Origin of the sequence: Pelagerythrobacter marensis, from assembly GCF_036700095.1 — a bacterium.
Classification (GTDB): domain Bacteria; phylum Pseudomonadota; class Alphaproteobacteria; order Sphingomonadales; family Sphingomonadaceae; genus Pelagerythrobacter; species Pelagerythrobacter marensis_A.
Window position 1 is genome coordinate 817,658 of the sequence record NZ_CP144918.1, and the last position, 22,421, is coordinate 840,078.

The 22,421-nt window shown below is 64.9% G+C and carries 24 protein-coding genes and 1 tRNA gene; 11 read left to right on the plus strand and 14 right to left on the minus strand.

Annotation, left to right across the window (positions count from 1 at the left end):
* The first annotated feature begins 71 nt into the window (after positions 1-71).
* A complete protein-coding gene (gene ybaL, locus V5F89_RS03845) occupies positions 72-1,724 on the plus strand; it encodes a YbaL family putative K(+) efflux transporter (RefSeq protein WP_338446936.1) in 1,653 nt (550 codons plus the stop codon).
* 13 nt (positions 1,725-1,737) lie between these two features.
* Here ybaL and V5F89_RS03850 read toward each other — a convergent pair whose 3' ends face one another.
* The 3 genes from V5F89_RS03850 to V5F89_RS03860 are packed head-to-tail and all read right to left on the minus strand — an operon-like array spanning position 1,738 to position 3,759.
* Positions 1,738-2,598 carry a metallophosphoesterase gene (locus V5F89_RS03850; protein WP_338446937.1) on the minus strand — a complete coding sequence of 287 codons (861 nt, stop codon included), beginning with the start codon at positions 2,596-2,598 and terminating at the stop codon, positions 1,738-1,740.
* Positions 2,588-3,442 (minus strand): diacylglycerol kinase family protein, encoded by an 855-nt coding sequence (locus V5F89_RS03855; RefSeq protein ID WP_338446938.1) that lies wholly within the window; start codon positions 3,440-3,442, stop codon positions 2,588-2,590. The genes V5F89_RS03850 and V5F89_RS03855 overlap by 11 nt, the downstream gene beginning before the upstream one ends.
* Positions 3,443-3,480: 38 nt before the next feature.
* Positions 3,481-3,759 (minus strand): hypothetical protein, encoded by a 279-nt coding sequence (locus V5F89_RS03860; protein ID WP_338446939.1) that lies wholly within the window; start codon positions 3,757-3,759, stop codon positions 3,481-3,483.
* A 200-nt stretch (positions 3,760-3,959) separates the two neighbouring features.
* Between V5F89_RS03860 and V5F89_RS03865 the strand changes: the two genes are divergently transcribed.
* Positions 3,960-4,256, plus strand: coding sequence for a UrcA family protein (locus V5F89_RS03865; RefSeq protein ID WP_338446940.1), 297 nt, complete (start codon positions 3,960-3,962; stop codon positions 4,254-4,256).
* Between the two features lie 111 nt (positions 4,257-4,367).
* Here the strand turns inward: V5F89_RS03865 and V5F89_RS03870 are convergent, their stop codons facing one another.
* The 3 genes from V5F89_RS03870 to V5F89_RS03880 all read right to left on the minus strand — a co-directional run bounded on the left by V5F89_RS03870 (position 4,368) and on the right by V5F89_RS03880 (position 7,963).
* A complete protein-coding gene (locus tag V5F89_RS03870) occupies positions 4,368-5,105 on the minus strand; it encodes a LytTR family DNA-binding domain-containing protein (RefSeq protein WP_338446941.1) in 738 nt (245 codons plus the stop codon).
* Positions 5,098-6,339: a sensor histidine kinase gene (locus tag V5F89_RS03875; protein WP_338446942.1), complete on the minus strand. Its 1,242-nt coding sequence runs from the start codon at positions 6,337-6,339 to the stop codon at positions 5,098-5,100. The genes V5F89_RS03870 and V5F89_RS03875 overlap by 8 nt, the downstream gene beginning before the upstream one ends.
* Before the next feature lie 82 nt (positions 6,340-6,421).
* Positions 6,422-7,963 carry a fumarate hydratase gene (locus V5F89_RS03880; protein ID WP_338446943.1) on the minus strand — a complete coding sequence of 514 codons (1,542 nt, stop codon included), beginning with the start codon at positions 7,961-7,963 and terminating at the stop codon, positions 6,422-6,424.
* A gap of 153 nt (positions 7,964-8,116) precedes the next feature.
* Here V5F89_RS03880 and V5F89_RS03885 point away from each other — a divergent pair, with 153 nt between their 5' ends.
* From V5F89_RS03885 to V5F89_RS03905, 5 genes are all read left to right on the plus strand, one after another.
* Complete coding sequence (locus tag V5F89_RS03885) at positions 8,117-8,719, plus strand: protein-L-isoaspartate O-methyltransferase (RefSeq protein WP_338446944.1); 603 nt, start codon at positions 8,117-8,119, stop codon at positions 8,717-8,719.
* Positions 8,720-8,723: 4 nt separating this feature from the next.
* Positions 8,724-10,196 (plus strand): TolC family outer membrane protein, encoded by a 1,473-nt coding sequence (locus tag V5F89_RS03890; RefSeq protein ID WP_338447508.1) that lies wholly within the window; start codon positions 8,724-8,726, stop codon positions 10,194-10,196.
* A 66-nt stretch (positions 10,197-10,262) separates the two neighbouring features.
* The gene (locus V5F89_RS03895) at positions 10,263-10,742 is read left to right on the plus strand and encodes a DUF2497 domain-containing protein (RefSeq protein ID WP_338446945.1); all 480 of its coding nucleotides are present in this window, start codon (positions 10,263-10,265) and stop codon (positions 10,740-10,742) included.
* Between the two features lie 75 nt (positions 10,743-10,817).
* Positions 10,818-12,935, plus strand: a complete 2,118-nt coding sequence (locus V5F89_RS03900) for a S9 family peptidase (protein ID WP_338446946.1) — start codon at positions 10,818-10,820, stop codon at positions 12,933-12,935.
* The gene (locus V5F89_RS03905; RefSeq protein ID WP_338446947.1) at positions 12,932-13,303 is read left to right on the plus strand and encodes a (2Fe-2S) ferredoxin domain-containing protein; all 372 of its coding nucleotides are present in this window, start codon (positions 12,932-12,934) and stop codon (positions 13,301-13,303) included. Before V5F89_RS03900 ends, V5F89_RS03905 begins: the two co-directional genes overlap by 4 nt.
* Before the next feature lie 6 nt (positions 13,304-13,309).
* On the opposite strand, the gene V5F89_RS03910 is transcribed toward V5F89_RS03905, so the two are convergent.
* Positions 13,310-13,822, minus strand: a complete 513-nt coding sequence (locus V5F89_RS03910; protein ID WP_338446948.1) for an MmcB family DNA repair protein — start codon at positions 13,820-13,822, stop codon at positions 13,310-13,312.
* Positions 13,823-14,239: 417 nt separating this feature from the next.
* On the opposite strand from V5F89_RS03910, the gene V5F89_RS03915 reads away from it, so the two are divergent.
* Positions 14,240-14,316 (plus strand) — tRNA-Arg (locus V5F89_RS03915).
* A 415-nt stretch (positions 14,317-14,731) separates the two neighbouring features.
* Here V5F89_RS03915 and V5F89_RS03920 read toward each other — a convergent pair.
* Positions 14,732-15,322 (minus strand): TetR/AcrR family transcriptional regulator, encoded by a 591-nt coding sequence (locus V5F89_RS03920; protein WP_338446949.1) that lies wholly within the window; start codon positions 15,320-15,322, stop codon positions 14,732-14,734.
* A 131-nt stretch (positions 15,323-15,453) separates the two neighbouring features.
* Here V5F89_RS03920 and V5F89_RS03925 point away from each other — a divergent pair, with 131 nt between their 5' ends.
* Together V5F89_RS03925 and V5F89_RS03930 are read left to right on the plus strand one after the other, a co-directional pair.
* Positions 15,454-16,986 carry an MFS transporter gene (locus V5F89_RS03925; RefSeq protein ID WP_338446950.1) on the plus strand — a complete coding sequence of 511 codons (1,533 nt, stop codon included), beginning with the start codon at positions 15,454-15,456 and terminating at the stop codon, positions 16,984-16,986.
* 56 nt (positions 16,987-17,042) lie between these two features.
* Entirely contained in the window at positions 17,043-17,633 is a 591-nt protein-coding gene (locus V5F89_RS03930; RefSeq protein ID WP_338446951.1) for a DUF899 family protein, read from the plus strand.
* 504 nt (positions 17,634-18,137) lie between these two features.
* On the opposite strand, the gene V5F89_RS03935 is transcribed toward V5F89_RS03930, so the two are convergent.
* The 6 genes from V5F89_RS03935 to ampC form a co-directional block, all read right to left on the minus strand.
* Positions 18,138-18,533 carry a VOC family protein gene (locus V5F89_RS03935; protein WP_338446952.1) on the minus strand — a complete coding sequence of 132 codons (396 nt, stop codon included), beginning with the start codon at positions 18,531-18,533 and terminating at the stop codon, positions 18,138-18,140.
* A gap of 97 nt (positions 18,534-18,630) precedes the next feature.
* Positions 18,631-19,155, minus strand: a complete 525-nt coding sequence (locus tag V5F89_RS03940; protein WP_338446953.1) for a GNAT family N-acetyltransferase — start codon at positions 19,153-19,155, stop codon at positions 18,631-18,633.
* Positions 19,152-19,568 (minus strand): SRPBCC domain-containing protein, encoded by a 417-nt coding sequence (locus V5F89_RS03945; RefSeq protein WP_338446954.1) that lies wholly within the window; start codon positions 19,566-19,568, stop codon positions 19,152-19,154. The genes V5F89_RS03940 and V5F89_RS03945 overlap by 4 nt, the downstream gene beginning before the upstream one ends.
* On the minus strand, positions 19,565-19,882 hold the full coding sequence (locus tag V5F89_RS03950; protein WP_338446955.1) for a metalloregulator ArsR/SmtB family transcription factor: 318 nt from the start codon (positions 19,880-19,882) through the stop codon (positions 19,565-19,567). Before V5F89_RS03950 ends, V5F89_RS03945 begins: the two co-directional genes overlap by 4 nt.
* Positions 19,879-20,364, minus strand: a complete 486-nt coding sequence (locus V5F89_RS03955; RefSeq protein WP_338446956.1) for an SRPBCC domain-containing protein — start codon at positions 20,362-20,364, stop codon at positions 19,879-19,881. Before V5F89_RS03955 ends, V5F89_RS03950 begins: the two co-directional genes overlap by 4 nt.
* Positions 20,365-20,507: 143 nt before the next feature.
* The gene (ampC, locus tag V5F89_RS03960) at positions 20,508-21,701 is read right to left on the minus strand and encodes a class C beta-lactamase (RefSeq protein ID WP_338446957.1); all 1,194 of its coding nucleotides are present in this window, start codon (positions 21,699-21,701) and stop codon (positions 20,508-20,510) included.
* A gap of 117 nt (positions 21,702-21,818) precedes the next feature.
* Here ampC and V5F89_RS03965 point away from each other — a divergent pair, with 117 nt between their 5' ends.
* A complete protein-coding gene (locus V5F89_RS03965) occupies positions 21,819-22,412 on the plus strand; it encodes a DUF2239 family protein (protein WP_338446958.1) in 594 nt (197 codons plus the stop codon).
* Positions 22,413-22,421 lie beyond the last annotated feature (9 nt).

Genomic DNA, 22,421 nt, shown 5'->3' on the forward strand with positions numbered 1-22,421 from the left:
GCATCGGCGGCAACGCGAGTTGACCCGCGCCCGCGCATGCCCAAACTATGCGCGGACCACGGAGAAACGGCATGCCGCATCATACCCCGTTGATCGGAACCATCGTCGCCGGTTTCGTCGCCGCCTTCCTGATGGGGGCGCTGGCGCAGAAGCTGCGCATCTCGCCGGTTGCAGGTTACCTCTTCGCCGGAGTCCTCGTCGGGCCGTTCACGCCGGGCTTCGTTGCCGACACGGCTCTGGCCAACGAACTCGCGGAGATCGGCGTGATGCTGCTGATGTTCGGGGTCGGCCTGCACTTTTCGTTCCGCGACCTGCTGTCGGTCAAGCACATCGCGCTGCCGGGCGCGGTGCTGCAGATCGCGGTTGCCACGGGCCTCGGCCTCGGCCTCGCGACTTATCTCGGCTGGTCGATCGCCGCCGGCCTTGTTTTCGGCCTGGCGCTGTCCGTTGCAAGCACGGTGGTGCTGTTGCGCGCGCTCGAGGCGCGCAACCTGGTCGAGACCGACCGCGGCCGGATCGCGGTCGGCTGGCTGATCGTGGAAGACCTCGCGATGATCCTCGCCCTGGTTCTGCTGCCCGCCATCGCCGGAATGCTGGCGGGCACAGCGGACGGTAGCGGGCTGCCGACGATCCTGGGCACGACTCTGTTGAAGGTCGGCGGATTTGTCGCCTTCATGCTGATCGTTGCGCGCCGGGTCATCCCTGCGGCCCTGCACTGGACGGCGCATACCGGTTCGCGCGAGCTGTTCCGTCTGGCGGTTCTTTCGATCGCCTTGGGGGTCGCGCTGGGAGCGGCATATATCTTCGACGTTTCGTTCGCGCTCGGTGCGTTCTTTGCCGGGATGATCCTCGGCGAAACGCAATTGAGCCGCCGCGCGGCGGAGGAAACACTGCCTCTGCGCGATGCCTTCGCCGTGCTGTTCTTCGTTTCTGTCGGGATGCTCTTCGATCCTGCCGTGGTGCTGCAGCAGCCCGGTCCCCTGATCGCGACGGTGCTGATCATCGTGGTCGGAAAGTCGCTGGCGGCATATGCGATCGTGCGGGCGTTCGGGCACGACAACGGGTCGGCCCTGACCGTCGCGGCGAGCCTCGCGCAGATCGGCGAATTCTCCTTCATTCTGGCCGGTCTGGGAACCGAGGTCGGCGTCCTCCCGCCGGAGGGGCGGGATCTCATCCTGGCCGGCGCGATCTTCTCGATTCTTGTAAATCCGGTAATCTTCGCGCTGGTTGCCGGCCGATTGGCAGCGGTGCCCGCGCCCGAAGAAGCGGACCCTGGGGAAAGCGAGCGAAGCTGCCAGGACGAGTGGCGCGAACACGTGATCCTGGTCGGGCACGGGCGGGTCGGACGCCTGATTGCGGAAGGGGCAGCCCGTCGCGGCCGGACGATAGTGGTCATCGAGGAACAGATCGACTTCGCGCGTCAGGCGGAAGAAGCCGGTCGCGAAGTCGTGATCGGCAATGCGACAAGTCCGCATGTCCTGGAGGAAGCGGGCGTGCGCCACGCGGCCAAGCTGATCATCGCCACTCCCGAAGGGTTCGAAGGCGGCGCGATCGCCGAGCATGCCCGACGGGTGAACCCCGATATCGTGATTTTCGCCCGCGCCCATTCGGACGACGAAGTGACTTATCTGGAAGGGTTAGGAGTGGACCATGTGATCATGGGCGAACGCGAAATCGCCCGAACCATCCTGGGCCTTGTCGCCCCCGGCCCTGCCACGGCCTGACCGGCAGGATGAATCAGTGGACCGGCGGATCGGTGCGCGGGATCTGCCGCACCGGGGCCACCGGCTCTCCGGGCTCGCGCGGCGGGCGTGCGTCTTCGGGCACGTCGTCGATCTGCATGTCGCGGGTTCGGATACGCTCCAGATTCCGCACGCGCACGCGCAAGGTCTCGCCGTCCCAGGTCAGTTCGTTGAAGCTGGGCGGTGTCGATCGCGTGCGCTTGGACAGCGTGCCCGCGCCGATCATGCGGACGGGGCCGTTGTCCGTTTCCTCGACGATGTCGAACGCGTCGTGGACATGGCCTGACAGCACCGCGAGCACCGGGCGCTTCGCCAGTTCGGCAAGCGCTCTGCCACCGCCGCGGGTCAGCGCCGTCCCGGCGGTCCCGACTTCGCGCAAGGGATGATGGCAGGCGACGAGAGCCTGGACTCCGGAGGGCAGGCTATCGATCGCCCCAAGGCATTTTTTCAGCGCGCGTGAGCTGACCCAGCCTTTAGACCAGTTGAGCCGGGGCTGGGCGCGAACCGCCGTCTTCAGCGGCACGATGGCGAGGCCGGGCAGGTCGATCGCGCGCTCTACCCTATCGGCGATGCCATGGAACCGGCGATAGGGCTGGAAGAACCGTTCGATCAGGTTGAAATAGGGCAGGTCGTGATTGCCGACTTCCACCGTCACGGGCACATCCAGCGAACGGATCCACCGGCAGGCCGCGTCGAACTCGCGGTGGCGCGCACGCATTGTCAGGTCGCCGGTGATCGCCACTGCGTCCGGGCGCTTTTCCGCAATCTCCCGCTTGACCCAATCGAGCGCGCGATTGTCCTCCAGCCCGAAGTGGATATCGCTGATGTGGAAGAGAAGACTCGTCTCAGCCGCCATGCCCGGTCGCTAGCAGATCGACCTCGCATGCGGCCATGACGAATTCCTCCCGAGCTTGCCCTTGTGCAGGCTCGCCGTCGATCAGCAGGCCGATGGATCGGCTTTCGCTGTCGGCGACCACGATCCGGTCGAGCAGCCCGAGGCGGTCGTGCGGCCCTTCGCGAAACTGCCGACGGAGCAGGGCCCACCCCTGCTGCAGGAACTCGCCGGCGTTTTCGGCATGATAGGCGTCGACCTGCATGCCCCACGGGCCGGGCGTGAATTCGATCAGCGGATAGCCGTCGTCGCGACCGATCTGCGGATCGCGGCAGCGCAGCATCGATCCGCCGGTCGTTTCTGCAAGAGCTTCGCCGGCACTGTCGGCCATGGCTGCGATATCCGCGTCGCGCATGGCCTCGCGCACGGCGTACCAACTCGTTCCCGGCCCGGCGAGGAGGCCCGCCAGGGCGTCGCCATGGGCGGTCCGCGCGATATCCGGGCGCACTCGCCGCGCCGCGCCCCTGCCCGCCCGCAGCAGGATTTCCTCGCTCGTCGCATCGCCGTGCAGGCGCTGCGCCAGCAGGTTCATCGTCCCCCCGGGCAGGACCAGGATCGCGCCCCGCCAGCCATAGAGGCCGGTTACCGTAGCGTTGATCGTACCGTCGCCGGCATAGACCGCCAATGTATCGACACCCGCCGCGTCGAGCGTTGCGGCATCGGGCAGCGGCTGGTCCGGGAAGTCGATTCGGCGGGCGAGTGTCAGGCCATACTGGTCGCAGCAGCTTTCCAGCGCCTCGATTGCGGCGGGGTTGTTGTTGCCGCTGGCGGAATTGACCACCAGCCAGAGCGCGCGCGTCGTGTTCATGCCAGCGAAGCGCCGGAAGGCGGGTGCGGTTCCCGCATTTACACCCGCCCGGTGAGGATCAACCAGGCGGAGGCGACATTCAGCGCCGTATAGCCGAGATAGGCCCAAACGATCGCGGGCCACCCGTTCGCGACCGACAGCATCGCCGCAAGCAGGACGAGGAACTCGGTCACCAGAGTGATCCGCCCGCCGAGCATGTGCACGAACCAGGGCATGCGCCCGAGCAGGGGATGGCCGCTTTCCAGCACGGCCTTGTGCATCGCGAAATTGCCGATGCCCATGAAGAAGACGAGGATCAGGATCACGGTGCGCATCATGCACCCGCGCCCGTCGGTTGCCAAACACGGTTCGTCGGGCGGTTCGATCCGTCCGTCAGGCGGCCCGGGCGCCTGTCGACGCAGGGCGATCTGCGGTCGATGCGCGGATGCGGCCGGCGGAGGGCGGGCCTATCCCATGGCTTGCGGGTCGCCTCTCCCCCCAATCGATTTCGGAGGCGCCCGCTGATGGAGGAAAGCTCATGAAACGCCCCCTTGTCGTTCTTGCCGCCGTTGCCGCATTCGGTGCGACCGCGGCGCCTGCCTATGCCGATACGCTGTCCATTCCCTACCGCGATCTCGACCTCTCGACCGCTGAAGGTCAGAAGGCTCTCGACCGGCGGATCGACGTTGCCGTGCGTGAATTCTGTGCGCTCGACCAGCAGCTCACGGGCACCCGAATCGCGACGAGAGAGTCGCGCAAGTGCTATGCCGAAACGCGGCGCCAGGCGGACAAGCAGTTCGCTGCCATCATGGATGAGCAGCGGGTCGGCGGCTGATCACTCCGGTCGCGACCTCGGCCCGGACCGGTTCAGTCCCCCGGTCCGGGCCGAATTGCGTGCGAACCGTGCGCGGAAGAAGCGCGGCCCCCGGCCTCGCCGGAGACGATTCTAGCGTCCGGCCATTCCCTTGACTTTCGGCAGATAGGTCCGTCCGATCCGCACCGTCTCGCCATCCTCCAGTTCGGCCGACCATACGCCCAGCCCGTCGTGGCGCAGCCCGCGGATGCGATCCTTCCTGAGGATGGTCGAACGATGGACGCGGATGAACTCTGCCGGATCGAGCCGTTCTTCGAGCCCTGCAATCGTCTGCAACAGCAGATAGCTGCGATCGCCCAGATGGAGCCGGACATAATCGCGCTCCGCATCGATGCGGTCGATCTGGTCGATTTCGATCCGCAACAGTTCCGAACGATGCGGGACCCATAGCTCGGTAAGCCACTTGCTCTCGTTCCGCGCCGGTTTGCTGCGACGCGAAACGGCCCGCTCGATCGCGCGCGCGAGCCGGTCGTGCGCCACGGGCTTGAGAACGTAGTCGACGGCATCGAGATCGAACGCTTCGACGGCGAAATTGTCGTGCGCGGTAACGAAGATCACCGCGGGCCTTTGTGCGCGTTTTGCCAGCTTTCGGGCGACCGCAAGCCCGTCGGCTTCGGGCATCGTCATGTCGAGCAGAACGAGATCGGGGCCGAGCGCCTCCACCAGGCGCAGCGCGGCGGCACCGTCGCTTGCGGTCCCCACGACTGCGAGTTCGGGCAGCTTGGCGCAGATAACCTGCATGCGTTCGACCGCGAGCGGTTCGTCGTCGACGATCAGCGTGCGAAGGGGTCGGTTGTCGTCTTCAGCCATGTTTCACCAGGGGGATGCGAATTTCGGTCAGGTAGCCGCCCTCGACCGGGCCGGATGTGAGCGAGGCCTCGCGCCCGAAGCGGGCCTGCAGGCGATCGCGAACATTGGCGAGCCCGATGCCGAACCCCTCCCCGGCTGCCGACGACGCGCCCGGGCCATTGTCCTCGACCGTGATCGCGAGGCGGCCGTAATCCTCGCGCGCAGCGACGCGTATGGTGACGGGTTGCCTGTGCGGCGCCACGGCATAGCGAACCGAATTTTCGACCAGGGGCTGGAGGATCATGCCCGGCACGCGTGCTTCGGCAAGTTCGGCGGGCAGATCGAACACCGCGTCCAGCCGGGCCGGGAAACGGACCGATTCGATGGCGAGATACTGCCGCTGAAGCTCGAATTCGTCCTCTATCGCGACGTCGTTCGTGGGGTCTTCCGCCAGGCTGTGGCGATAGAAGCTGGCGATCGACTGGATCATGGTTTCGGCCCGGTCGGTCCTGCCGGTCATCACCAGCGAAGACAGCGAGTTGAGCGTGTTGAACAGGAAATGCGGGTTTACCTGGTACCGCAGCGAGCGCAGTTCGGCCGCCTTGGCTGCACTGCGGAAACGCTCCTCGCGGCGTTCCGCTGCGCGCGCCTGCGCGCCTGCGAGCATCGCGAAATAGAGCGAAGCCCAGGCGAGAAGCAGGAAATAACGGCCGAGCGCGATATCCACGACTTGCAGCCACTGGTCGAGGCGCGAGGGCGCCGGGGCGATCATCACGCTCGCCGGCGCGCCGGCGGTGGCTGCGTCGCTGCTTACGCCCAGCCCCGTCAGGTCGCGGAAGCGTTCGGGCGGAATGTCGACCAGCAGGTTGCCCGCCTCGTCGCGGCGAATGTTGATCCCGCGGTCGCGGCCGAAGTTCTCTTCGACCTTGCGCTGCATGTCCGCAAATACCCACTGGTTGGTCTGGGCGATGGGGATGGCGATCGGGACCGCGACCAGAACGGCGGCGAGGATCTTGGTCCACAGGGGGCGATCGTCGAACAGCCGCAGGATCGCCCACAGCAGAACGGTCATGCCGATGCCGACCAGCGTGACCAGCCCCCGGCGCCAGAGCATCTCGACCTGGGGCTCGAAACCGACGATCGCCGCGCGAACGGTGGTGAGCAGGAAATAGCACAGCCACAGTCCCGCCATGGAGGCGAGAACGGTGACGACGGGCACGCGGGCGCGTTCGTCGGCGGGAGCGGTTTCGACCATTTTCAGCCTCCCGCTCTAATCCCGGCGGGGGGCATGCGGCCAGCGCGGTCGTCGGAGCGCCTCGGCGCTTCGTCGAACGCCGTCACGCGCCCTCGAGCAGCTTTTCGCGCGCGATCCGCTCTTTCCATTGCGCGGGGGCGAGCTTGTGGACATTGTTCCCGGCGGCATCGACCGCCACGGTGACCGGCATGTCCTCCACCGTGAATTCGTAGATCGCTTCCATGCCGAGATCCTCGAACGCCACGACTTCCGCCTGCTTGATCGCGCGTGCGACAAGATAGGCCGCGCCGCCGGTCGCCATTAGGTAAGCGACCTTGAAGCGGCTGATCGCATCCACTGCGTCGGCGCCGCGCTCGGCCTTGCCGATCATCGCAAGCAGGCCGAGGTCGAGCATCATCTCGGTAAACTTGTCCATCCGGGTGGCCGTGGTCGGGCCCGCAGGGCCGACGACCTCGCCCATCACGGGGTCGACCGGGCCGACGTAATAGATCGCCCGCCCCCTGAAATCGACCGGCAGCTCCTCGCCCCGGGCGAGCATATCCTGGATGCGCTTGTGCGCGGCGTCGCGCCCGGTCAGCATCTTGCCCGAAAGCAGCAGCCGGTCGCCGTGCTGCCAGCTCTCGACTTCCTCTTTCGTCAGGCTGTCGAGATCGACCCGCCGTGCGGCAGCATCGGGCTGCCAGTGGACATCGGGCCATTCGTCCAGCTTCGGCGGCTCGAGGTAAGTCGGGCCCGACCCGTCGAGCGTGAAATGCGCGTGGCGCGTCGCGGCGCAATTGGGGATCATCGCCACCGGCTTGCCCGCCGCGTGGCAGGGCGCGTCGAGGATCTTGACGTCGAGCACTGTCGACAACCCGCCCAGCCCCTGCGCGCCGACACCCTGGGCATTGACCGCGTCATAGATATCGATCCGCAACCTCTCGATATCGCTTTGCGGCCCGCGCGCCTTGAGCTGCGCCATGTCGATCGGTTCCATCAGGCTCTGCTTGGCCAGTTTGACGCAGTGCTCGGCCGTGCCGCCGATCCCGATCCCCAGCATCCCCGGCGGGCACCAGCCGGCGCCCATAGAGGGGATCTGTTCGAGCACCCATTCGACAATGTTGTCGCTGGGGTTCATCATCTTGAATTTGGACTTGTTTTCGCTCCCGCCGCCCTTGGCCGCGACGTCGATCTCGACCTTGTCGCCGGGGACCATTTCGACCGAGAGCACGCACGGCGTGTTGTCGCGCGTGTTGCGGCGGGTAAAGGCCGGATCGGCCAGGATTGAGGCGCGCAGCTTGTTGTCCGGATGGTTGTAGGCCCGCCGAACCCCCTCGTCGACGACCTCCTGCAGGCTGCGCGCCGAATCGAGCCGGCAATCCTGCCCCCACCTGACGAAGACGTTGACGATTCCGGTATCCTGGCAGATCGGCCGGTGCCCTTCGGCGCACATCCGGCTGTTGGTCAGGATCTGTGCGATCGCATCTTTCGCGGCCGCGCCCTGTTCTGCCTCGTAAGCCGCGCCGAGCGCGCGGATATAGTCCATCGGGTGATAGTAAGAGATATATTGCAGCGCGTCGGCCACGCTTTCGATCAGGTCCGCCTCGCGGATCGCTACCAGGGGCCGTCCTTCAAAGTCGCTCATCGAAGCCAAGTTCCTTCCCATCGATTGGCGAATCCCATAGGCGCGGGGAATGCCTAGCGTCAAAGCGCTTGGCCGGGCGGGGCGATACGCCTAAAGCCATGCCCGATTGACCAACTGTGTTAAGCATGTAATACAGCGCGCCGAGGCTCTCCGATGACACTTGCTGAAACCCGCCCCCCCCAGACCGATTTCGCCGCCGCGCGGCGCGCCATGATCGACAGCCAGCTTCGTACGAGCGGCATCAACGAAGCCTTCGTGCTTGAACGGATGAACGCTGTGCCGCGCGAGGACCATGTGCCGGATTCCGCGCGCGGGGTGGCCTATATGGACCGTGCGATCGCCTTCGACGAAGGCGGCCATATTGCCGCCCCGCTGTTTTACGGCATGATGTTGCGCGAAGCGCAGCCGGGGCCGGACGACGCCGCGCTCGTGGTCGACGGGGGCAGCGGCTATCTGCCCGCGCTGCTCGAACCGCTCGTCGCCTCGGTCAAGACGGTCACGCCCGAGGGGGCGCAGGGCACGCTGCGCGGCACCTATCCGCTGATCCTGGTCGACGGCGCGGTCGAGGTGTTGCCGGCCACGCTCACTCGCCGTCTGGCCGAAGACGGCCGCATCGTTACGGGCCTGATCGAGAACGGCGTGACCCGTCTGGCCGTGGGTCGCCCGGCAGGCGGCGGGATCGGCTGGCTGCGTCTCGCCGAAATGGGCATTCCGCGCCTTGCGGTCTTCGATGCGCCGAAGCGATGGAGCTTCTGAGATGATGGGGAGGGGCGCGCGGCCGGCCATCTCGGCCCTGATGGCCGGTGCGGCGCTGGTTGCGGCACCGGCCAGCGCCGATACCCTGCGCGAGGCATTGGCCGAAGCCTATCGCACCAATCCGAATCTCCAGGCCGCGCGGGCCGAACAGCGTGCGGTCGACGAAGGCGTGCCGATCGAAAAATCGGCCGGCCGGCCCAGCGTCGACGCCTCCGGGCGATATTCCGAGTTCCTCAACCAGAGCTCCACCAGCTTCACGGCGCCTGAGCGTGCAATCACCGCCAATGTCGACCTCGGCGTTCCGATCTATTCCGGCGGCGCGGTCAAGAACGCGGTTCGCGCCGCCAAAGAGCGCGTGCAGGCCGGGCAGGCCGATCTGCGGGCCACCGAATCGGCCGTCTTCAGCCAGGTCGTCGCCGCCTATATGGACGTGATCCGCAACGAGGCGATCGTCGGGCTTGCCGCCAACCAGGTCGATGTTCTTTCAACCAATCTCCAGGCGACCAGCGACCGTTTCGAGATCGGCGACCTTACCCGCACCGACGTTGCCCAGTCCGAATCGCGGCTCGCGATCGCGCAGAGCGATTTTCGCTCCGCACAGGCGAATCTGATCGCCGCGCGGGAAAACTACATCGCGCTGGTCGGCAGCGCGCCCATCGATTTGCAGCCGCCGCCGCCGCTGCCCGGCTTGCCCGACAATCCCGACGTCGCAGTCGCGGCCGCGTTGGAAAACAATCCCGATCTTATCGCCGCCCGCGAACGGGCGGAGGCTGCCGGCTACGACATCGACGTCGCCGGCGCGGGCCGGCTGCCGCGTGTCTCGCTGTTCACCGGCTATGGGTATGAAAACTTCCTCGGCACCCGCGGTGGCGCGGTGATCGACGATCCGACGCTGCCCGATGCCGACGTATCGCAAACCTCGGCCAGCGTCACGGCGGGCGTTTCGGTCAGCATTCCGATCTTCCAGGGCGGCCGTCCCGCTGCGCTCCAGCGCCAGGCCCAGGCGCGCGCTTCGGCCGCGCTCGAGGGCGTCATTGCGGCGGAGCGTGACGTGATCGCGCAAGTGCGCGCTGCCTATTCCAGCTGGCAGGCCTCGCTTGCGATCATCGAAAGTTCGCGATCGGCGGTCGCCGCCGCCGAACTGAGCCTGGAGGGTGTGCGGGCGGAAAACTCGATCGGCAACCGCACGATCCTCGACGTTCTCAATGCCGAACAGGAACTGCTCAACGCGCAGGTCGAACTCGTGACCGCCCGGCGCAACGCCTACGTCGCCGGGTTCAGCCTGCTCGCCGCGATGGGCCGCGCCGAGGCCCGCGATCTGGGCCTCGACGGCGACGGCCTGCTCTACGATCCGCAGATCAATTTCGAGCGGGTCGAAGGCAAGTGGTTCGATTGGGATCGCGACCCGGCCCCGGCTGTGCGATCGACGAGAACCGTTGACATCCCGGCGCAAGACGCTGACATTCCGCGCGAATGAACGGGCTCGGTTCGGCTGCGCGCCGGGCTGGCATCAATCGAGGGCCGAAACGGGGGGCCGGGATACGTGCGCCAGCATAGCGAAGCATCGGTCGAAGAAATTCTCGAATCGATCAAGAAAGTGATCGCGCGGGACAATCGCGCGAGTGCCGTCGAAACGCGCCGTCGACGCGAGGAGGACGGCGTTCCGGTAGCGGCCGGCGACGCCGACAGTGCAGACGAGCACGAGGGCGTGCTCGATCTGGGGGCGGCCGCCTTCGTCGAGGAAGCGCGAGATGCAGAGGTTTCGGAAGAGGACAGCGAGGATTCGCCGCTGACCACCGATGCCGTGCGCGATTCGCTGCGCGAGAACCTCGCCGCGCTTGCCATGCTGGCGGAGCCCGGGGCGCAGCCGCAGATCGTCCGCTCGGGCGAAACCTCGCTGGAAGGCCTGGTGCGCGACATGCTGCGGCCGATGCTCGCCGAATGGCTGGATCGGAACCTTCCCCCGATCGTCGAACGGCTGGTGAAGGCCGAGATTTCGCGGATTGCAGGCAAGCGCGGTTGAAGCGATCCGGCCGGGGCGACGGGCCGGCGATAGAGATCGTTGCAGGTTGCGATGCCGGACGCTAGGCCAGCGTCCATGATCAGGATCGCAGGCTTCGCAGCCTCCCTCGCCGCGCTGACGATGGCAGCGCCCGCCCTTGCCCACGAGACCGCGCCGATGACGGCGCAGGACCTGGTAACAATGCCGCGCCTGGGCGCGCCGGTCGCTTCGAACGATGGCCGATACGCGGTCTATCCGGTGACCAGGACCGACCCCGACAGCCATGCGCGCACGGTGCAGCTCTATCTGCGCGACCTTGCCGATGCCGATGCGGAGGCCGTGGCGCTGGACCTCGGCGGCGCGGCCGGCAGCCCGGCGTTCGGCCCGGACGGCTGGCTCTATTTCCTCTCCGATCGCGCGGGCGCCGACGGGGAGGAGCGTAGCCGCGTCTGGCGCGTTGCGGTCGGGCCGGCGGGCGCGGTGTCGGCGCCGGAACAGGTGACGCAAGCGGCGGCCGACGTGACCGGTTTCGCGATCTCGCCCGATGGCGGAAAGATCGCGCTGTTCGGCGACATTGCCCGCGATTGCCCGACGTTCGGCTGCGCGCCTGACGCGGGCGGCGCGACACACCTGCCGGGGCCGGGCGACGGCATGCTCTACGACGCTGCCGACGGTTTCGTGCGGCACTGGGATACCTGGGAAACGCCGGGCATTTTCGCCCGCGTTTTCGCTTTCGACCTCGTCGACGGCAAGGCCTCCGGGCAGGGCGTACCGCTCGACGGGCCGGCGGGCGCGGATGCCCTGGTGGGCGACACCCCGACCCGGCCTTTCGGCGGGGGGGAGGACGTTGCCTGGGCGCCCGACGGTTCGGGGGTCTATTTCGCCGCACGCCGCTCGGACGCCAGCGAGCCGACCTCGACCAATGTCGATATCTGGTGGAACGACCTGTCGGGCGCGCCGCCGGTCAACCTTACTGCCGACAATGCGGCGACCGACACGCTTCCCGCCCCCTCGCCCGATGGAAGATGGCTTGCCTGGGCCGCAATGGCGCGCCCCGGTTACGAATCCGATCGTCTGGTGATCCACCTGCGCGATCTGGCCAGCGGCGAAACGCGTGCGCTGACGCAGGATTTCGACCGCTCGTTCGGCTCGCTCGCGTGGACGCCCGATTCGCGCTGGCTCGTTGCCACCGCGCAGGACGTTCTCGACACCCCGGCCTATCGGATCGACCCGGCGACAGGGCAGGTGGAAGAACTCGACCTGATGGCGGGTAACGAGGCGCATATCGGCAATGTCGTTCCGCTTTCGGGCGAGCGCCTGCTGTTCACGCGCGATTCGATCGGCGCCCCGCCCGAGCTGTTCCTTTCGCAGGGCTGGCAGCAGGCCATGCCGCTGACCGAGGTCGCCGGGCGCCACCTCGGCCGGCTCGCACCTATCGTCACCCGGCGGTTCAGCTTTGCAGGCGCCGGCGGGGCCACGGTCTGGGGCCAGATCACCAAGCTCGACGGGCGCGATGGGCCGATGCCGGCAATCCTCTACGTCCACGGCGGCCCGCAGGGGTCGTTCAACGACAGTTGGTCGACGCGGTGGAACCCCCGCGTTGTGGCGAGCCGGGGCTATGCGGTGATCTCGGTCGACTTTCACGGGTCCACCGGATACGGCCAGGCCTTCACCGATGCGATCAACCGCGACTGGGGCGGCAAGCCGCTCGAGGATCTGCAAAAGGGATTGGCCGCCGCCCTGGCGCTCGATCCGCAGATCGACGGGACGCGCGCCTGCGCAATGGGTGCGAGCTATGGCGGTTACATGATGAACTGGATCGCCGGGCAATGGCCGGACCGGTTCGACTGCCTGGTGCAGCACGATGGCCTGTTCGACATGCGCAGCTTCTATTACACGACCGAGGAGCTGTGGTTCCCGCGCTGGGATTTCGGCGGATCCTATGCCGCCAATCCGGAACTTTACGAAAAGTGGAACCCCGTCCACCACGTCGACAAGTGGAAGACCCCGATGCTGGTCGTCACCGGCCAGAAGGATTTCCGCGTTCCCTATACCCAGGCGCTGGGCGCGTTCACGGCGCTGCAGGAACGCGGCGTGCCGGCGCAACTGCTCGTCTTCCCAGGCGAAAATCACTGGGTGCTGGGGGCGAAGAACTCGTTGCAGTGGCATGAGACGGTCTTTGCCTGGCTCGACCGTTGGCTGGGCGAGGAATGACCGCTCCGAAGGAACTGGGCAAAGCGCAGAAGGCGCTCCGCGCGATCGGCGGCGAAACGGTTGCGCGCCATATCTTTCTGTGCGCGATGTCGGACAAGCAGAAATGCTGCCGCCGCGAAGAGGGGGAGCGCGCCTGGAAATACCTCAAGAAGCGGCTGAAGGAGCTGCGCATCGCGGGCTCGGTCGTCCAACGGACGAAGGCCGATTGCCTGCAGATATGCGAAGCGGGGCCGATCGCGGTCGTCTGGCCCGACCAGGTCTGGTATCATTCGTGCACCGAGGGGGTGCTCGAACGGATCATCCAGGAACACCTGATCGGCGGCGTGCCGGTCGAAGAATTTCGTCTGCGCAGCGCGCCCGATCGCTGAACGCCTTCACGATGCCGGGGCGTGCCCGGCTGTTCCCATTGCGGCGCATTGCGGATCGAGCGCGATCACGCCGCGGCGCAGGGCCGTGCGCGCGAGCCGTTCGACTTCGACTTTCCGCCGGGCGGGCGAAAGCGGTTGCGACGGCGCGGGGCGGACGATTTCGGCGTCGTAGCCGTCGGCGACGATGACCCCGCAGCAATCGGGGCGGAAATCGGCGAGGTCGAGCGGCGAACGATCGAGCGCAAGCGGGAGACCCCAGTAAAACCGGTCGCAGAAATCGAGATAGTCGGGCCACTTGCCGTCGCCCAGCAGATCGGCGCGGCTCACCTTGATTTCGACGATGACGATGCGGCCTTTCGCGTCGATTCCCATCAGGTCTGCGCGCCTGCCGTTGCGCAGCGGCATTTCGCCGAGGCACCAGATATCGTTGCGGGCGAACAGGCGGCCGATCCCGCGCGCCACGTCGGCGGCACTGGCGTTTTCGAGAGCGGACGGTGCGGGCAGCGGGGCGTCGATCATCCGCCATTTGTTGGAACAGATAGTGAACTCAGTCAAGCCTGCAGGCGGCCGTCTGCGGTTCTCAGACGCCTGAGCGAGGTCCGGACGCGCCGGCGTCCGGTGCGAGAGCCAGCAGCGCGGTGAGCCGCATATTGCCCATCCGCTTGCCGAAACGCTGACCCGCCGCGGCGATCCGCGGAACCTCCGTCAAATTCAACTGGCACGCGGCGCCCCCCTTTGCTAAGCGCCCCGCTCGCGCCAGCACCCGTAGCTCAGCTGGATAGAGCGCTGCCCTCCGAAGGCTGATGTCAAGGGGCTGGGCGACAAAGAGGAGACAAAAAGAGGTAGTGAGAACAAGGATTTGCGAGACCCTCGTTCTGATCTTTCAACTCGCGAAAAGTTCACGTAAGCACTGCGTAAGCATTTGCGACACGGTAAGCACCCATAGCTCAGCTGGATAGAGCGTCGCCCTCCGAAGGCGAAGGCCCCAGGTTCGAATCCTGGTGGGTGCGCCACCTCCCCCAAATTGCATCCGCAGGCTTGGTCAATCTCACGCCGAATGAACTGCCGTTCGCCCGACGCGCCACATTGTCCACGCCTTCCGAGCAAGCGCGGTCTTATAGAAGGCCACGACCATAGACCGACTGGTCCGAGAAGACGAGGGCCAGTGCGACTCCGACTAGTCTAGAACTCCAACGTTTCGGTGCTCACGTACAGGAACCCGACGGCACCGCTCTCCCTAGGAGCGGCGATCAAGGTGCCACTGGATGCCGCCGATCAATGTCGAGCCCCAGCGGTTCCAGACAGTTCTCATAAGGCGTAGAGTTTTGTCGCCGCCCGAAACGACTATTCCGAAATGATGGAACATCTCACCCGATTTCCTCGTCAACGGCAACGAACTCGAATGCCGAGCGACAGGCTCTCGGCGCCTCATTCATTGGGCCAGATCTTCATCGCCATATCGGCGACGTCGTTCAGCTCCGCCCGTGACGCACCGCTTTTGGCCTGAACCGCCATTCCTGTCGCTACCGTCATGACATAGCCGGCGAGCGATCGCGCGCTCCAGCCAGACGGGAGTTCGCCAGCCTCCTCGAACTGCGCGAAGCGGGCAGCGACATCGGCTTCGGCAGCTCGACGCAGCCTCGCCATCGCTTTCCGGACGTCCTCGGATTCCGGACTGGTGGCCAAAGCGCCCTGCACCATCAAGCAGCCTTCGGGGGTATCCTTCCCGGAGACGAGATCGATTTCGCCCATAAGAATGCCAAGTGCGACTTCGCGTGCGGACGTCTTCTTGAACGCCTCCTCGTAGAGACCTGCGCTGTACCGGTCGTAATGATCGACGGCTTTCAAGAACAGGCTCTCCTTGTGGCCGAATGCGTTGTAGACGCTCGCCACGGTCAAACCCATTGCCTCCGCCAGCGTGGAAATCGCCGTCCCCTCATAGCCATGGCGCCAGAACAGGCGCAGGGCAACGTCTACTGCCTGCTCCTCGTCGAACTGTCTCGGTCGGCCTCTCGGCATTTTTAGAACCTACACTATAAAATTCTTGACTCAATCATCACGCTTAATATTATAGCGACCATTCTAATAATCAAGCGTATCTCGCATCAGCGGGACTCCGGAGATCAGAGGAGGCGAAAATGCAGCCGACAATGCGCACCAAGGCCGGCACCAGGGAATGGCTGGGACTTGCGGTTCTGGCGCTTCCCACGCTGCTGGTATCGATGGACATGACGATCCTCTATCTGGCGACGCCCTCGCTCAGCGCGGCGCTGCGGCCCAATGCCGCCGAGCTTCTCTGGATCTCCGACATCTACGCCTTCCTCGTCGCCGGTGCTCTCATTCCGATGGGCGCGATCGGCGACCGCATTGGTCGGCGCCGTCTGCTGCTTATCGGTTCGGTCTTCTTTGGACTCGCCTCTATCCTAGCGGCGTTTTCCACAAGCGCCGCCATGCTGATCGTGGCACGCGCCATCTTGGGCATCGCCGGCGCGACCTTGCTGCCCTCGACGCTGGCATTGATCCGAAACCTGTTCCACTCTCCGGAGCAGCGGGGCCTTGCCATCGGCATCTGGACCACCTGTTTCACTCTTGGTGGTGTGCTGGGCCCTCCGGTCGGTGGTTTCCTGCTGCAGCACTTCTGGTGGGGCTCGGTATTCCTGATCGGCGTGCCGGTTATGGCGGCACTGATCCTTCTCGGCCCGGTCTTCTTGCCTGAGTGCCGCGAAGAGGATGGCGAGACCGTCGACTATCCAAGTGTATTCCTGTCGATGACATCGCTCCTCGCGATCGCCTATGGCGTCAAGCATATTGCCGAAGCGGGCGTCACGGCCATGGCCGCCGCAATACTCGGTTTCGGCGCTGCTGTCGGTTGGGTGTTCGTCCGCCGCCAGAAACGGCTCGAAGCGCCACTGGTCGATCTCGCGCTGTTCCGGTGTCCGTCCTTCACGGCTGCGCTCGGCGCGAACACGATGGCGCTGTTCGCTTGGGTCGGCGTGTCGTTGCTGGTTGCGCAATATCTCCAACTCGTGCTCGGCATGGCGCCGATGATGGCCGGACTGTGGACTATTCCGCCGGCCGCCGCCTGTGTTGCTGGCTGTCTGGGCGCGCCGGCATTGGCACGCCGGATCGCGCCCGGGACTATCGTCGCTCTGGCGCTTCTGCTCGTCGCGGCCGGCTTTGCGATCATGGCGGCATTCACGAGCGGATTCGGCCTTTTCGCGATCGTTGCTGGCATGATGGTTCTAGGCTTGGGGGTCGCGACGATCGTGACCATGGGAACTGACCTGATCCTCACCGCGGCACCGCCGCAAAAGGCCGGCGCGGCCTCGGCGATTTCGGAGACGGGCGCCGAGATCGGTGGCGGCCTGGGCGTTGCGCTGCTCGGCAGCATCGGTGTCGCGGTTTACCGGGCGATGGTCTTGATTCCCGGAAACCTCGCAAATGAGGATGCGGCTGCGGCGCGCGACACGCTCGGCGCAGCCGTCGACGTTGCCAAGGAACTGCCGGACGCCTCCGGCACAATTCTGATGACTTCGGCACAACACGCGTTCGAACGCGGCCTGGTGATCGCCACGGCCGCCGGGTGCGGCGTTCTCCTCGTCACCGCATTCTTGTTTGCATGGACCAATCTTCGGCACCACGCATCTCGCCCCGAGTTTCAAGGCCAGCAGGAAACGTTGTGACGAGCTGAAACCTGAAGGTTCAAGGGCGCAACGAGAACTCAGTGATGGAGCGGACAATGACGTTTCCCGATGTTGTACCTCGTAGAGAGTGGCTGGCTGCGCGCGGCGAGCTCCGCGACAAGGAAAAGCACCTGGCTAGACAGCGCGAGGCGCTGAACGATGAGCGGCAAACGTTGCCGATGTGGAAGGTCGAGGAGACACCTTTCTTTGAGGGGCCGGATGGCCCGTTGCGGCTCCGGGATCTGTTTGCGGGGCGGCGCCAGCTAATCGTCTATCACTTCTGGTTCGAACCCGGCGCGGCGCCTTGCGACGGCTGTTCCCTCTGGACGGACGATCTCGGCGACCTTGGCGGCGACTTCGCCAATCTGCATCGACACGACACGTCTCTGGCCTTCGTTTCCCGCGCCTCGCAGGCAGAAATCGCGAGCGTGAAGGGGCAACATGGCTGGAATATGCCGTGGTTCACCGTGGCCGACGAAACGTTCAACAAGGTGACTGGCTACGAAGGCTGGGCGCAGCTTTCCATCTTCGTCCATGATGGGGAGCATTCGCACTTGGCCAATATCGTTCCTATGGAGGACCTCACGGCGATCGGCAACCACTGGACCCTGCTCGAACGCTGTCCTTTCGGCTTGGCGGGAAGTTGAGGAACACGCGCTAGGTCGAAACAAACTGATCTGGTCTGAATGTTGGGTTTGCCGCTCGCCGATCTATTAGGAACGTCGACCCTATGCGGTTACGAACGGATCCAGCGCGCCGACGTACCCTGCCTTTTTTGAAACACCGGGATAGCCGCCGCGTTGTCGGGATGCGAATCGATGCCCGGACTCTCCTCATAAGCGGAGGAATGACGGGTCTCACGTCACAGCGTTTTCCAAAACGCTCGAACGCCTCGATTTTCGACGGATCGATAACGTCGTCCACGACACAAGTGATCATATCTGCTCTATCTGAGTTAGAGGGGCCTTCGATGTGCCCGATTGTATTCGGCCGAGCGGTATATTAAGCACAATGCCTTGCTACCGAAGGTAGAGGGCATGGGCACTTTTCCCGTATGCTCGCATATGCGACTGGTCGATGAGATCGTGAGCCTGATGTTGCCGAAAAGTCGGCGCGGTTCCCGGTAACCATGAACAACGGCCGTCAGTGGTTCACGATGCCTGCCGAAAGGCGGCCTCGACGTTGTTGCCGTCGGGATCGATCACATAAGCGGCATAGTATCCGGGATCTCGTTCGCCCGGCGCACCATTGTCCGCGCCTCCTGAGGCGAGCGCCGCCTTGTAGAAGGCGTCCACCGCCGACCGACTGGTCGCCACGAAACAGATATGAACCGGAGACGACGACGGTGTGTGGGTTTCGGACCAGAATTCCGGCGCATCGGGGCCTACATACAGGAACCCGGCCGCACCGCCCTCCTCGGGAGCGACGATGAAGGCGCCGTTCGGATGCCGCTGAACAATTTGGAGACCGAGCGGTTCCAGACAGCTTTCGTAAAACCGCAGGGCCTTACCGGCATCCGAAACGATCATTCCGAAGTGGTCGAACATCCAGTCAACACTCCTCTCATGGGTGGCTACAACTCAAATGCCGGCCGGCAGCAACATGGCGTCTTGCTCCGCGTGCCAGATCTTCATCCCCCTATCGCTAAGGGAAAAGGAACTGATCCGGCCTGTGTGACGGGTTGGTCGCCCGCCGATCCATGAGGAGCGCGGGCCCCCATGCGGTTTCGACCCGGCCCCGCGCAGCGACGAACCCGGCCTTTTCAAAGCACCGGATCGCCGCCGCATTGTCGGGATGCGGATCGATGCCGACGGCGGGTGCGCCTGAGCTGAAGAGATGATCCACATACTGACGCAGGAGGGCCGCCCCGTGGCCGGCCCCAAGCATGTCCGGCTCGCCGACATAAAGGTCGATCCCCCGCGACCCCGGCGGTAGATAGCCGAAGTGATGGCCCGGCCAGGCATGGATCTCATAGTCCTGAAGGAAGGCGAACGGGCGTCCGGCATGGCTGGCGACCCAGAGCGCGATGCGCGGGTCGTCCAGTTTATCGGTATCCGGCTCGACGTCCGGATCGTCCCACCACCGGCGGACGTGGGGTTTGGAGCGCCATCGGCGGAGCAAGGCGAGGTCGGCTCTGCGGACGGGGCGAATCTCGTACCGGTTGTTCATAGTGTACCCGAAGGGATCGCCGCATCCAGGGTTTCGCCAAGGTGTTCGAGCACGGCCGGCCAGCCGTTGCGCATGCCCTCATAAGCCTGTTTGGCAAGCGGCGAGTCCAGATCGAAACCGTCGTGGACGAGTTTCAATCGCGTTCCGCCGCCTTCGGGGCTGAGATGCCAGGTGATGATTGTGTCGAGCGCGAAGCGGTATTGGAGCAGTCGCTCCGGTTCGACCTGTAGAACCTCGCACGGCTGCATGCCCCATTTGCCCATGTCGAGCTCGAATGTATGGCCGACCACTGGGCGAACATCGCCTGCCGCCCACCAGCGCGCATGCAGCTTCGGGTCCGTCAGCGCCTTCCAAACCTTGGCTGGAGGGTGAGCATAGACGTGCTCCACCTCGATGGATCTCCGCTTCGTCATTGACCTTCCTCATCGTCCAGCAGTTGTTCGAGAGCCGTCATGCGCTGCTTCCAGTAGTGAGTGAAGGCATCAAGCCAGGTCTCGACATCCGCCAAGGGCCGCGGATCGAGATGGTAGTAGCGTTCGCGGCCGCGCGGCTCTTCCCGGACAAGGCGCGCCCGGCGCAGCACCTGCAAATGTTCCGAAACCGCCGGGCGGCGGATTTCGAATCCGCGCGCGAGCTCGCTGACCGGCCGGGGCCCCTCACGCAGGCTGACGAGAATTTCCCGGCGGATCGGATTGGCGAGCGCGGAAAAGACATCGACCTCGTTCATGCGCTTTGCCCGTGGGCGTGCGTCCCTTCGGACTGTGCCGCGGGTTTGCGGCGCCAACTGTCGGTACCAGGCATCGGCCGACCGGTCTCAAGGATTGTCTTCAGGCTCGACAGAATCGCCGGCCACCCTTGGCGCGCCATATCGTCGGCTGCAAGCGGCGCATGGGTGAGCGTTAACTTGGTGTCGTGGCCGGTTGGCTGCAGGCGGAACTTCACCGTGGACGGCGGGGCGTCGGGCGCCATGGTGACGTTCCAGGTGTAGGACACGGTGTTTGGCGCCTCGCAGGCGATGACCTCGCCAAAGACTTCGAAGTCCGCGGTGTCGTCGATGTAAAGATGAAAGGGCGATCCCGGTCGCCAGTCAGTGGTGATACGCCGCCCCGCCCAATACTTCGCGGTCTTATCGGGATTGGTGAGAGCCTCGAAGACCCTCTCCACGGAGGCGTCGATATAAATCGTGTAGTCGAAGGTTTCGTCCGTCATCGGTTTCTCCCGGTTCGCTGATGCAATCGAGATGCCCGTCGGCAAAGTGCCCACGCCACGGTTATCTCAACGCAGCATAATATGTCGGAATATTCCGACGCGTCAACTTTTTCCGACGCATCCGATATGGCAAGGGTGTCCCCTCATTCGGCACTTGGCGTATCGGTCTGATCGGCCAACGCCGACAATATTCGGTAAGCAGCCGACACGCGCTCGGGTATGGGGTAGTTCCTGTTGGCCAGGATCACGATGCCAATGTCGCGGGATGGGATGAACGCAGCATAGGCTCCAAAGCCGTTCGTCGAGCCTGTCTTGTTGATGAACACATTTTCCCGAGGCGGCATCGGCGGCGCGAACCGTTCGACTTCATGGGCTTCGAACGCCATTTGACGTGAATTTCCCGCCAGTAGCCGATCGCGTTCCGTCGGGTAGGCATACATCTCCCAACCGAGCCCCTGAACCATCCCGTCGACCGTATAGTATCCAGTGTGCGTGGCCGTGACGGCGCGCTGCAGTGCGGCGTCCAAACCCGTGGGGTTCATATTGATCTCGACGAACCGGATCAGGTCTGCGGCGGAGGTCTTCACGCCATAGGCTTCGGCGTCCCAGATGCCGGGGTTCACGCGAATGGGCCGACCATCCTTCGAATAGCCGTAGGCGTAGTCGCGCATCCTGTTTTGCGGCACGTGGATAAATGTATTGCTCAGCCCGAGCATCGGGAAAATCGTCCCTTCCATCAGCTCGTCGAAGGGTTGACCTATGCTTCTTGCCGCCAGATGCCCGAACAAACCTATGCTCGCATTCGAGTAGCGCCGGTGCGTTCCGGGAGCGTATTCCGGTTGCCAGTTCCTGTAGTAATCGGACCAATTCTCTTCGGTGACGTGGCCCGGAACCTGGAGCGGGAGACCGCCGGCCGCGTAGGTGCCGAGGTCCAGGAGGCTGATGCTGTCGAAGCTGCTGCCGGCAAGCCCCGGCAGATACGCGCTCGCGGGGTCGGAAAGCGAGAGCGCCCCGGTCTCCTCCGCATAGGCGGCCAGGGTCGCCGTGAACGTCTTGCTGATCGAGCCGATCTCGAAAAGCGTGTTCTCGGTGACGGCCTGTCCGCTCGCTCTCGAAGCGACGCCATAGGTGAAGACGTGTCGCGTTCCCCCGACGGTGATGGCGACGGCCATGCCCGGCACGTCATGGTTTTGCATGATCGGGTGGATTGCCTCGTCCACGATGGTTTGGAGGCCGCTTGGGGCATCGCCTTCGGACGCATGCGCTCCAGGCCAGAACAAGAGCAGCGAGAACATCGCGAGGGCCAATCCCGACTTGCAAGAAAGAGTTTTTGTCATGGCGGCGCACATTCCTGGCAGGGCGGTTGAGGGCATCGTGGGGGCCCGAAATGAGAGTCTCGGACTTTTTACCCGGGTGTTATTGTAATTGCAATAATACCCGGATATTAAAAAGAGATGACTGAACGACACACCCATACGGCCTTTGTCGGCGAACGATTGCTGGCCACCGGTTCGGCGGCGGACGTGGCGCTGGCGGTGAAGGCTGCCTCGCCAGCGTCCGATGAGGACCCCATTCGCATTTTCGACAACCGAACGGGCCGAATGGTGGATTTCGATTTGCGTGGCAGTGACGAGGAGGTCGCAGCCCGGCTGGCCGCAGACAGTGAGAACGGCGGGGCCAAAGAAGCCAAACGGTCGCGCGGTCGCCCGAAGCTCGGCGTCGTGGCGCGCGAGGTGACGCTGCTGCCCCGGCACTGGGAATGGCTGGCCGCACAACCCGGCGGCGCTTCGGTGACGCTTCGAAAGCTGGTGGAGGCGGCACGGAAAAACGATCCGAACCAGACCGGTGTGCGTCAGGCGCAGGCGGCCGCGGACCGGTTCATGTTGATCATGTGTGGCAATGAGCCCGGCTTCGAGGAGGCGACACGTGCGCTCTACGCGGGCGACAAGGCGCTGTTTCTGTCGCTGACCAAAGGGTGGCCCAAGGACCTACGCGATCACGCGCGACAACTGGCCGAACCAGCCTTTATTACATCCGGTGAGAGTTGAAGGAACCAG